8 protein-coding genes are annotated in these 12,227 nt (G+C 46.9%); 7 read left to right on the top strand and 1 reads right to left on the bottom strand.

The window, feature by feature from the left end:
- Positions 1-182: 182 nt before the first annotated feature.
- The 3 genes from Q0144_RS00800 to Q0144_RS00790 all read left to right on the top strand — a co-directional run bounded on the left by Q0144_RS00800 (position 183) and on the right by Q0144_RS00790 (position 5,710).
- Entirely contained in the window at positions 183-1,733 is a 1,551-nt protein-coding gene (locus Q0144_RS00800; RefSeq protein WP_298060932.1) for a flavocytochrome c, read from the top strand.
- A gap of 459 nt (positions 1,734-2,192) precedes the next feature.
- Entirely contained in the window at positions 2,193-3,743 is a 1,551-nt protein-coding gene (locus tag Q0144_RS00795; RefSeq protein ID WP_298060930.1) for a flavocytochrome c, read from the top strand.
- 350 nt (positions 3,744-4,093) lie between these two features.
- Positions 4,094-5,710, top strand: a complete 1,617-nt coding sequence (locus tag Q0144_RS00790; protein WP_298060929.1) for a phosphoethanolamine--lipid A transferase — start codon at positions 4,094-4,096, stop codon at positions 5,708-5,710.
- Positions 5,711-5,916: 206 nt separating this feature from the next.
- On the opposite strand, the gene Q0144_RS00785 is transcribed toward Q0144_RS00790, so the two are convergent.
- Positions 5,917-6,807 (bottom strand): LysR family transcriptional regulator, encoded by an 891-nt coding sequence (locus Q0144_RS00785; RefSeq protein WP_298060927.1) that lies wholly within the window; start codon positions 6,805-6,807, stop codon positions 5,917-5,919.
- Between the two features lie 156 nt (positions 6,808-6,963).
- Here Q0144_RS00785 and sdhA point away from each other — a divergent pair, with 156 nt between their 5' ends.
- From sdhA to Q0144_RS00765, 4 genes are all read left to right on the top strand, one after another.
- Positions 6,964-8,844 carry an 8-methylmenaquinol:fumarate reductase flavoprotein subunit gene (gene sdhA, locus Q0144_RS00780; protein WP_298060925.1) on the top strand — a complete coding sequence of 627 codons (1,881 nt, stop codon included), beginning with the start codon at positions 6,964-6,966 and terminating at the stop codon, positions 8,842-8,844.
- Positions 8,841-9,815, top strand: coding sequence for an 8-methylmenaquinol:fumarate reductase iron-sulfur subunit (gene sdhB, locus Q0144_RS00775; protein WP_298060923.1), 975 nt, complete (start codon positions 8,841-8,843; stop codon positions 9,813-9,815). Before sdhA ends, sdhB begins: the two co-directional genes overlap by 4 nt.
- 10 nt (positions 9,816-9,825) lie before the next feature.
- On the top strand, positions 9,826-10,683 hold the full coding sequence (gene sdhE / locus Q0144_RS00770) for an 8-methylmenaquinol:fumarate reductase membrane anchor subunit (protein ID WP_298060921.1): 858 nt from the start codon (positions 9,826-9,828) through the stop codon (positions 10,681-10,683).
- 398 nt (positions 10,684-11,081) lie between these two features.
- Positions 11,082-12,227, top strand: a complete 1,146-nt coding sequence (locus tag Q0144_RS00765; protein ID WP_298060919.1) for a hydrogenase small subunit — start codon at positions 11,082-11,084, stop codon at positions 12,225-12,227.

Here is a 12,227-nt window from a genome sequence, read left to right as displayed (position 1 = left end):
AAACGAGCGCCTGATAAAATTTTAAAATTTTAAATCTCGCTTGCCGAATTTTCAAATTTTATATTAATCCCTAAATTTCATAGCTTTTTACTATCCATTCATAACGTTATTCTATTTGACTTACCTTTAAATTCGAGTTATCATTTCTTTTAAATATACACTTTTAATTAAAGGAGTTGCAAATGCAAGACGTATCAAGACGTAGTTTTTTAAAGATTAGCGCGGTTGGCGCCGGAGCGCTTGCGCTGGGAGCTAGTAGCGCAAGCGCGGCGCAAAACGCCAAGGACGTTAAATTTGATGAGGAATACGACATCGTCATCATCGGCACCGGTTTTGCTGGACTTGCCGCAGCGATTAAAGCTAGCGGACGCGGTAAAAAGGTGCTGGTGCTTGAAAAAATGGGTCGCGCGGGCGGAAATTCCGTCATCAACGGCGGAAATATGGCCGCTCCTATGAATAAATTTCAAGTTGCGCAGGGCATCAAAGACAGTAAGGAGCTTTTTATCGCCGATGCCGTAAAAGACGGACTCGGGCTTAACCATACCGATCTTTTGGGCGTGATGTTTGATCGCAGCAACGATGCGGTGGATCTTTTGGTGGGCTGCGGAGCGGAGTTTAGCGATAAGTTGATCTTTGAAAGCGGCCACAGCGTCGCAAGAAGCTTGCAATCAACCAACGGCTCGGGCTCGGGCTACATCCAACCGATGATGAACAAGCTTCAAAACGATTCCAACGTCACGATCAAGACCCGCACGAAATTTGACGATTTTATCGTAGACGACAGCGGCCGCGTCGTGGGCGTAGAAGCGCGCGAGGAGTATAAATTTGATCCGAAGCTCTTTAACGACGATTTGGAAAATAAAAGCGGCGAGAAAAAGAGTTACAAAGCCAAAGACGGCGTTTTGCTAGCCTCGGGCGGATACGGGCGCGATCTATGGTACCGCCAGATCCAAGATCCGCGTGTAGTACCTACGATCGATAGCACCAATCACCCGGGAAGCTCGGCAGGAGCGATGCTTGCGGCAAATAGAATCGGCGCATTTACCCTTTTAACGTCATGGATTCAGTTCCTTCCGTATTGCTCGCCCGATGAAAAGGGCTTCGGCGCCGCGGTAAATTTCACCAACCACTGCTGCAACACCTACGGTCTAACCGTCGATCCAAAGACCGGCAAGCGCTTTATGGACGAGCATGCGGGACGCAAGATCAAGGCGGACGCTTGCTTTAAGGTTATCGGCGAGAGCGAGAAAAACGACAACTATCCGGTAAATGTCTGCGACTCTCAAGCCGTCGCCGCACGAAATCCGGTCTATACCTCAAGGCCGCTGGAAGCGGGCGTCGTGAAAAAATTCGACACGCTAGAGGAACTTGCGAAGGCTTACAATCTGCCGCTGGAGCCGTTTTTAAAGACCGTGGCCGATTATAACTCTTACGTTAAAGCGGGCAAAGACCCCGAATTCGGCAAAGTGGTTGATAAGCTAGACGGCATCGACGTTTCCAAGCCGCCGTTTTACGCAAGCCGCACGATGCCGAAGGTGCACCACACGATGGGCGGACTTGAGATCAACACCAAAGCCCAGGTCATCTCCAGCCTTACTCACGAGCCGATCCCGGGGCTCTGGGCTGCAGGCGAGGTAACCGGCGGCGTGCACGGCGCAAGCAGGCTCGGAACCTACGCGATCCTTGATTGTATGGTTTTCGGAATGATCGCAGGCGAAACAATCGGGGCTTAAATTTAGCACCTGCGAAATTTCGGCACGAAGCGGGCGTAAACGCGTGCTTTGTTAAATTTCGGCGCGAAGTAGCGGTATGTGCTTTGCGCCGAAATACTACATGTGTATTTAAAATTTTCGAGACAAAGACGCAAAGTGCGCCGTAGCATTTCAAAGCATTTTAAAATTTAAAACGCTTAAAATTCCGCGGCACGAGTTTTAAATTTGAATATCGCGCACTTTAAAATTTTATAGCGGCGGCAAAATTTCGCGCAGGCGGCGAGCAAATCCGTGCGCCGTAAATTTTAAAATTTACGCCTAAATTTCGGCTAGCGGAGCGGAATTTATTCGCTTTAAATTTGCGCTTTTAAAATTTTCTTTTCTAAATTTTTAAAATTCTATCACTAAGTCTTTACGTTAAATTTTAAATTTCGCTACGTGGGTGTATAATCTATAAAATTTCAACGCAAGGAGCAAAAAATGCAAGAAATTTCAAGACGAAATTTTATGAAAATCGGCGCGGCGGGAGCTCTGGCTTTGGCTGCAAGCAGTGCTAGTGCAACGCAAAACGCCAAAGACGTAAAATTTGACGAAGAATATGACGTTGTCGTTATCGGTAGCGGTTTTGCGGGCTCGATGGCGACACTTCAGGCTCTTAAGCGCGGCAAAAAAGTGCTTATGATCGAAAAGATGGGCCGTGCGGGCGGCAATTCCGTCATTAACGCCGGCAATATGGCGGTGCCAAATAACGAATTCCAAAAAGCCGCGGGTATCACGGATAGCAAAGAGGCTTTTATCGCAGATTGCCTAAAAGACGGGCTAAATTTAAATCACGTAGATTTGCTAGGCGTCATCTACGACCGCGCAGGCGACGCTTTTGAATACCTAAAAAGCATCGGAGTGGAGTTTTCGGGCAAGGTGATATCTGCTAGCGGACACTCGCTAAAGCGCGCCGTACAGGCCAAAAATGCCAGCGGCTCGGGCTACATCCAGCCGATGCATAAGGCGATCGAGGAAAATGCAAATGCCGTAATCAAAAAGCGTACTAAATTTGATGATTTCATCGTGGACGACAGCGGTCGCGTCGTGGGCGTAAAGTGTCGCGAAGAATATAAGTTCGATCCGCAGCTTGCTAGCGACGATAGGGAAAACAAAAGTGGTGAAGTAAAATTTTTTAAAGCCAAAGATGGTGTCATTTTGGCTGCGGGCGGATACAGTTCGGATAAATGGTTTCGCGCGCAGCAGGTGCCGTATCTAAAAGACAATATCGAAACCGTAAGCCAACCAGGCGCTACCGCAGGTGCGCTTATCGCGGCGATGAAGCTAGGTGCGAATCCTTTGCAACTCAGCTGGATTCAACTAAATCCTTATACTAATCCTAGCGAGAAGGGATTTGGTACTTCTGCGCTATTTTCAAATCACTGCGCTAACGACTATGGTCTAACCGTCGATCCAAAGACGGGCAAACGCTTTATGAACGAGCACGCCGGGCGCAAGATCAAAACCGAAGCGATCTTTAAATGCATGGCGGAGAGCGAAAATAACGACAACTATCCCGTAAATATCTGCGATCAAGCCGCAGTTGATGCAAATAATCCGGTCTATACGTCAAAAGGCGTAGAAGCAGGCTCAATTAAAAAATTTAATACCTTGGAAGAGCTTGCAAAATTTTATAAAATTCCGCTGGAGCCGTTTTTAAAAACCGTCGCGGATTTTAACGGCTATGTCAAAGCAGGAAGTGACCCGGAGTTTGGCAAGCCTTTGACAAAAGCCGATGTAGGCGGTATCGACGTATCAAAAGCTCCATTTTATGCGTGCCAAACAAGCCCGAAAATTCTTTACTGCATGGGCGGCGTGCAGATCAATACCAAAGCTCAGGTTATCGACGCAGCTAGCGGCGAGCCGATCGCAGGGCTATATGCAGCGGGCGAAATCACCGGTGGCGTTCACGGCGCAAGTAGGCTCGGTACGATGAGTATGGCCGATTGTATGGTCTTTGGCATGGTAGCGGCAGAAAATATCGGCGCATAAATTTGAATTCGCGCAGCTTAGTAGACAAAATAAAATTTGCGGAATTTCTACTTGGAATTCCGCAATAAAATTTACTATGCAGTTCTGCTAAAAATTCCGCGCGACGTCCTTTCGGGCGCTGCTGTACGTAAAATTAGCGCGGAATTTAAAAGATCGTTGATTAGCCGGCATAAAAAAGCTCATCGCCAAATTAAAATTTAAAAATAAAGCTGCGGATGAATTGGCGCAGAATTTTGAAATTCCATAGAAATTCTATGGAATTTTGGCGAAGTAAAATCGCAAAATTCCTAAGCATTTACCGATAAGTCGTAGAATTCGACTCCACAAATTTTACCTCAAGGAGCATTCGAGTGCTTAGTATTTTTAAAAATCCGTCGCAGCAGAAGCTTATTTTTCTAAGCTCGCTTGCTTTTGTGGCGTTTTTTAACTTCTCGTTTTTTAAAAATATCATAAACGCCTACGGAATCTCGGGGCTAAATTTTATCTATCTTGTCTGCGACGCGGTAATTTTGATCGCCCTTTTGACGCTATTTTTTACAATTTTTAGCTCGCGCTATACGACCAAGCCGATTTTGATGATATGCTTTTTTATTTCGTCGTTTACGGCGTATTTCATGGATAGCTATAACGTCGTAATCGATTCGGAGATGATCCGCAATGCAGCCCAGACGAACTTTGCCGAGTCAGCGGATCTTTTTAGCCCGAGACTAGCGATTTACGTGCTGGTGCTGGGCGTCTTGCCCTGCGTGCTGATTGCTCGCTCGCGCGTTAGCTACCGTCCGCTTAAATTTGAAATTTTAGCTAAGCTTAAAGCGGCTGGCATTTGCATAATAATCATTGCGGCGCTGCTTTTTGGATTTAGCAAATACTACGCGTCGTTTTTCAGAGAGCATAAAATTTTACGCAGCTACGCAAATCCCGGATATTGGATCTACAGCGGCGTTAAATTTGTCGCAAAATCCAAAAAGCAAGGCTCGCAGCCTCTGATGCAAATCGCTACGGACGCGCATATCGATGAAAATTCTACAAGCTCAAAAAAGCTCGTCGTCGTAGTCGTGGGCGAAGCGGCGAGAGCGGATAGATTTTCGCTAAACGGCTACGAGCGAGATACTAATCCGCTACTAGCCAAAGAGCAGGGTGTCGTAAGCCTAAGCAATACCCATTCTTGCGGCACTTCGACGGCGCAAAGCGTGCCATGCATGTTTTCGCTGCTAAATCGCGATGAATTTAGCGTCGAAAAGGCTGCAGAGGAGCAAAACGTATTAGACATACTAAACCGCGCTGATGACATGGCGATTTTGTGGCGCGATAATAATTCCGATTCCAAAGGTGTGGCGCTGCGCGTAAAATATCAGGATTTTAAAATTCCGCAAAATAATCCGATCTGCGACGTGGAGTGTAGGGACGAGGGGATGCTTGCGGGGCTTTATAAATTTGTCGCCGAAAACGCGGGCAAAGATGTATTAATCGTGCTGCATCAGATGGGCAATCACGGGCCTGCGTATTTTAAGCGCTATAAGAAAGAATTTGAAAAATTTAGCCCCGTTTGCCGCGATAACGAGCTTGAAAACTGCTCGCAGCAAGAAATTTCAAATGCCTACGATAACGCGATTTTATACACGGATTATTTTTTAAGCAAGGTTGTAGAATTTTTAAAACCATATTCTAAGACGTACGAAACGGCGATGATCTATATGAGTGATCACGGCGAGAGCCTCGGCGAGGGCGGCGTTTATCTGCACGGCATGCCCTATCTTTTCGCTCCCGAGGCGCAAAAGCATATCGGTGCGATTGTTTGGCTAGGTGAGGGAAAAATGCGCGAAAGATACGATCTGAGCGTACTTAAATCACATAAGGATGACGCTTTTTCGCACGATAATCTTTTTCACACGCTGCTTGGAATTTTTGAAGTAGATACTAAAGTGTATAACAAGGATTTGGATATTTTAAGCGGAATGAAAAATTAGAATTTTGCACTAAATTTCGTCGTAAATTGTGAGTGAAATTTTAGCAATAAAAAATTTTATTGGCAAAATTCTAATTTAAGCTTAGTTTGAAATTTTACCTAAACTTGAGCAAAATCTGCTCTAAAATTTTTTATGCAAAAGCTAATGCAGAGGCAAAGTGCTGCAAAAGCTTAATCTCTCATTTATCGTTGCGAGCTATGAATTTTTTAAATTTCATTAGAAATTTTACGTGCAGTTTTGATAAATGCCTGCGCTAGATGGTTTAGACGTTTGCCTTTTTTGTAGGCGATTATCAGCGTATTATCGAGCTCGCGCGCGCCTACATCAAAGAGCTTTATCCTACTTGCCTTATCTTCTTTTATCATCTGCGGTATGCTAAAGCACGCTCCCACGCCGCTTGCGACGATAGCATTGGCGATATCGAAAGTCTCCGTGCGACACAGCACTTTCGGCGCAAATCCCGCAGCAGCAAAAAATGCATCTATCTGCTCGGCGCTTCTTAGGCTTTGATTAGGCAGGATGAATCTTTCCTCTTTTAAGCGCGAAATGTCAATTTTAGGAACAGATTCGTTTTTAAACTCAAGCGAGAGCGGATGGGTGAAGCTTAGAGCGACATAGGTTTTTTGCGTTAGAATTTTAACCCCGTCAAGCCCGCTCATATCGATGGGTAGTATTAGCATACCGACATCAAGATCACCTTGAAGTAGCATTTCGCGAATGCTAAGCGCAGAAGAAAACTGCGTGATTTGTAGATCCGAATCCTTAAATTTCTTGCAAAACATCGGCAGTAGCGACGGTAGGAGATTATAGCCGTTTTGCGAAAAACCGATGCGAATTTTATCATTTTTTACGCCGCTTATTTCAGAGATATCGCTTTTTAGGTCGTTTATGGCGTCAAAAATGACTTTTGCTTTACTAGCATAAATTTTTCCCGCGTGCGTAAGCGAAATGGGATTACTCGTGCGGTTAAAAAGCTGCGTTCCAAGCTCACGTTCCAGTGATAAAATGCTCTGTGATAGCGACGGCTGCGGGATTTTAAGTGCCTCGGCAGCCTTAGTAAAGCTACGGAATTCTGCTACTTTTAATACTAGCTCCATGCGATGCAAATTCATTTAGCCTCTCCAATTGATAATTTAATTCTTATGAAATGATACACTAAATAATATTTGACTTATGTTAAAAATGAAACTAAAATTACGCTTTTAGTTTAGAACTTTAAACTTAAGCTAAGAATTTCTCAAATGGAGAGGAAAATGAGCGAATCAAATTTCAATAGACGTGATTTTTTGAAATCGGCCTGTATCAGCGTCGGCGCGCTTAGCCTTAGCGGCTGCGTGGATACCGACAAAAGTAAAAGCGAAGGCGGCGGCAACGAAGGCGGCCTTCCTAGTGTGGATGTACTCGTTATCGGTTCGGGAGGCGCGGGTTTGCGTGCAGCCGTAGCGGTAAGAAAGAGTAATCCAAATCTTAGCGTAGTCGTGGCTACGAAGATGATGCCTTCGCGCAACGCCACCTGTATGGCGGAAGGCGGTATCAACGGCGTTACTAGTTTCAGTGGCGGCGATTCGTATAAACTCCACGCCTACGACACCGTAAAGGGCGGCGCATATCTCGTAGATCAGGATGCTGCGATTAAATTTTGCGAGCTTGCGGGCCCTACGATTGCCGAGATGGATTACATCGGCACGCTATTTTCCAGAAACGCCAGCGGCGGCGTGGATGGCAAAGAAAGCGGCGTCCCGGGCGGCGTAGCGCAGCGCTTTATGGGCGGCGCGTCTAAAAAACGATGCAACTATTCCGCCGATAAGACGGGTCATATCTTGATGCACGCTTGTTTTGACGATGCGGTTAGCAACGGCGTGAAATTTTTAATCGATCACGAGCTTCTTGAGATCAGCGCGCCTGAGGGCAAATGCGAGGGCGTCGTACTTCGAAATATCCAAACCGGCGATTTTTATCCAGTGCTTTGCAAAGCCTTGGTAATAGCAACGGGCGGATATACGAGGATGTTTTACAACCGCACCTCGGTGCCTTATATCGCTACCGGCGACGGTATTGCGGCAGCGCTGCGCGCGGGTCTTGGATTTAGCGATCCGGAGATGGTGCAGTTTCACCCCACAGGCATCAAAAGCGGCGGCGCGCTCATCACCGAAGCGGCGCGCGGCGAGGGCGGGTATCTGCTTAATAACAAAGGCGAGCGCTTTATGAAAAACTACCACGAAAAGATGGAGCTTGCGCCGCGCGATGTCGTAGCTCGCGCGATCGAAACCGAGATCCGCGAGGGCAGGGGATACGGCGAGGGGCTCGGCGCATACGTGCTGCTTGACGTAAGACATCTCGGAAAAGATAAAATTTTAAAAGCCCTTCCTAAGATCAGACACACCGCCATTTTGTTTGAGGGTATCGATCTAATCGAACAGCCGATTCCGATTCGTCCGACGGCACACTACTCGATGGGCGGCATCGAAGTCGCAAAATTTGACGATATGAGCACTAAAATTTCGGGGCTTTACACTGCTGGCGAAGCGTCTTGTATTTCGATCCACGGCGCAAACCGCTTGGGCGGAAATTCTTTGACCGACGCAGTCGTAACGGGCAAACTCGCAGGACTAGGCGCAGCGGATTATGCCGCGAAGCAGGAGGGATTCGGCTCGGGTAAAAGAGCGAGCGAGCTGGCGCAAAAATGGCAGGCTAAATTTAAGCAGATCGCAAACGGCTCGGGCAAGGCAAACGAGATGTATGAGTTGCGCGAAGAGCTAGGCGCGCAGCTTTGGGATAATATGGGCATCTTTAGAACCGGCGAGAAGCTCGATCTGCTTTCGCAAAATTTAGAGAGTATCAGAGCGCGCTACGACGAGCTGCACGTTGCGGATGCAAATCCGGTTATGAATACCGCATTTACTGACTACGTCGAGCTTGGAAATTTGATCCTGCTTGCGCGCTGTGCGTGTTTGGCTGCGCAAAAGAGGCTGGAAAGCCGCGGCGCGCATACCAGAGAGGATTATCCGAAGCGCGACGATAAAAATTTCTTAAAGCACAGTATCGTGACGATGAACGATGCAGGCGAGCTAAGCTTGGGCTACAAAGAGGTCGTCGTTACGGAATTCTCTCTTGACGGAAGGAAACCTCAATGAAATTTATCATAGACCGCTTCGACGGAAGCAAAAATTATAAGCAAGCCTATGAGCTTAGTTTAGAGCAGATCAAAGGAAAGACCCTGCTTGGAGTTTTGCAGTTTATAAAGCAAAATTTAGACATCACTTTAAATTTTACCGCAGCGTGCCGTATGGCGATATGCGGAGCTTGTGCCGTGAGGGTAAACGGACACTCATATCTTGCCTGCGATACCAAGATGGAGGCTCTGCTTGCGGAGTATGAAAACCCCGATAGCTTTACGATCTCGCCGCTAAATAATTTCCGAGTGATTTCGGATCTAGTGGTGGATTGGGAGCCAAGTATCGAGAATTTAAGAAAAATCAAACCTACGATCACGCCTAAGAAAGAATTTAGCGCAGAGAAAGGCTGTAAGCAAAGCCCGGAGCAGATGGAACGCGTAAAAAAGCAGTGGGATTGTATTCTTTGCGGATGTTGCGCTAGCGAATGCAATAAGCTTGGAGCCGATGCGAGCGATTATATGCAGCCCTTTGTTTTTACGCATGCTAACCGCGCCGCGTTTGATTCAAGAAGCAGGGACGCTATGCCTCATCTAAAGCCTACGGTACTAAACGGATTATGGCTATGCGTGCACTGCCAAGAGTGCGCCGATCGCTGCCCTAAAGGCATAAGCGCTCAAAGCGATATCACCGCACTTCGCGCCCTAGCGATGAAAAAGGGCTTAACCGCAGGAAGCGGTCCTGGTCATGCAGAGGCATTCCTGTTAGACATCGTAGAGGGAAGCGGAAGATTAAACGAGATCAAGCTCGCTTTAAGAAGCGAAGGGGTATTTGCCAATATGGGCAAGATGGACGTAGCGGCAAATTTAATGGCTGCCGGCAAGATGAATCCTCTTCATGCTTTCGGCGGTGAGGAGATCGAAGGACATGCAGGGCTCGTTAAGATGATAGAGGCCGCACGTAAGGCTCAAGCTAGCGGCGAGATAGAATAAGGAGGAGAGGATGAATAACGAATTTGCATTTTTCCCGGGTTGCGTCTTAAGTCAAGCTGCAAAGGAATCTAAAATTTCACTTGAAGCGATCGCTCCGGTACTGGGTATTAAACTTCACGAGATAAAGGGCTGGAGCTGCTGTGGGGCTAGTCAAGCTCAATGCGTCGATCCTATGGCAAGCCTAGTAGCCAATGCCAGAAATATCGCGCTAGCCGAGGGTATGAATATGCCTCTGCTAACTACCTGCTCCACCTGTATGCTAACTCTAACTAAAGCAAAGCTAGCTTTGGATAAGGGAGCCAAAAGCTATATCAATACCTTTTTAAAAGAGGGCGGTATGCAGTATCAGGGAAGCACCGAGATAACGAGCCTGCTTTGGGTTCTATATCAAAGCTTAGACACGTTAAAAGCTAAGGTCACGAGGCCGCTAACAAATTTAAAAGTAGCTCTATTTTACGGCTGTCACTCATTAAGACCGGAGCGAGAGCTTAAAAAAGAAAGCTCGACCAATCCGAAAAGCTTTGAAGCTGTAGTTAGCGCACTTGGCGCTCAGATCGTGCCTTTTGAAAAGCGCCTTGATTGCTGCGGCTTTCACGCTAGCTATCCTGCGGTAAAATCGGTTCAAAAGATGTCAAGCGAGATCGTAAATGACGCTGCCGAGCACGGAGCGGACGTAGTAGTTACCCCTTGTCCGCTATGTCAGATGCAGCTTGATATCTATCAGGAGCGATACCAAGAAGCGATGAACTCCAAGGCAAGAAAGCCGATCATTCATCTATCTCAGCTGGTAGGACTTGCTCTTGGGCTAAGCAACGAACAGCTTGGACTAAATATCAATATCCAAGATGCAACGAAACTGGTAAGCTAGTTTTTGAGAAATTTTTAGAATTTTCTAAAGATTTAACGAATGGTTTTGCAAAAATACTTCGCTGCGGCGCACACATAGTGCGCCTCGCTAGTATTTCACAAAATCATCCAACCTACGCCTGCTTTATCTTGAACTGCTTTTCGATACTATAAAATTCTTGATAAAATTTCACTGCTTCGTAAATTTAACGCTTCATAAAATTTAATGCTTTCTCTGTCGTAATTTAAAGTTTAGCCCACCGCGCTAAATTTTAATCCGCCTTTTATTTTTAAATTTAAAACCTACTAGACGATGAATAAATATAAAATTTTAATTAAATCTAACAAAATTTAAGGTGCATGAATTCTAAATTTCGATAGAATGCCATTTAAAAATATCCTAAATTTCAGGAGGACATTATGGCTGATTTAGCTCAAATTTCGGCTAGACTTGATGCCGTTGAGCGTTTGCCGCGAATAAAAGCGGATGAGAGCATACAAGAAAGGCTTAAGAGCAAAGGTTTTTCGCGTCGCGATTTTATGAAATGGAGCGGAGCAATGACCGCGATGCTCGGGCTTCCGGCCGCATTTGCACCGAGCGTGGCGCGAGCTGCGGAACTTGCGGATCGCCTGCCAGTGATCTGGCTTCATATGGCGGAGTGCACGGGCTGTAGCGAGAGCTTACTTCGCACCGATACGCCTACGATCGATAGCCTTATATTTGATTACATCAGCCTCGAATACCACGAAACGATAATGGCTGCCGCAGGCTGGCAAGCCGAGGAAAATTTAGAGGGCGCGATCGAAAAATACAAGGGGCGCTATATCTTAATGGTCGAGGGCGGAATTCCAAGCGGCGAGAATGAATTTTTTCTAACAGTGGGTCCTGAGGGCAAAAGCGGAGCTCAGCACTGCAAGCACGCTGCCGAAGGAGCTGCGGCGATATTTGCTATCGGCACCTGTTCGAGCTTCGGCGGTATCCAAGCCGCGGCTCCGAATCCGACCGGCGCCGTAGGTTTGGATAAAATCATAAACAAGCCCGTCATCAACGTCCCGGGCTGTCCGCCTAGCGAAAAAAATATCGTCGGCAACGTGCTAAATTTCATCCTTTTCGGCACGCTTCCAAGCCTTGACGTTTACAACCGACCGAAATGGGCTTACGGGCTGCGCATCCACGATCTGTGCGAGCGTCGCGGACATTTCGACGCGGGCGAGTTTGTAGAAAGCTTCGGCGATGCGGGCGCAAAGGACGGATATTGCCTTTATAAAGTAGGCTGCAAGGGCCCTTATACGTTTAATAACTGCTCGCGCGAGCGCTTCAACTCCCACACTAGCTGGCCGGTACAAGCGGGTCACGGCTGTATAGGTTGCTCGGAGCCTGATTTTTGGGATCATATGGGACCTTTTGAGGAGCCTTTGGCGGATCGCCTTTATGAAAGTGTTTTCGGCGGGCTCGGCGCTGATGCTACCGCAGATAAGATAGGTGTCGGAATTTTAGCGATCACGGGTGTTGCGGTAGCGGCACACGCGGCGATTGCGTCATTTAAGAAAGATAAAGGGGAATAA

The sequence above is a fragment of the uncultured Campylobacter sp. genome (genome assembly GCF_938045345.1).
Lineage (GTDB): Bacteria > Campylobacterota > Campylobacteria > Campylobacterales > Campylobacteraceae > Campylobacter_B.
This window is presented reverse-complemented; position numbering and strand designations above follow the sequence as displayed.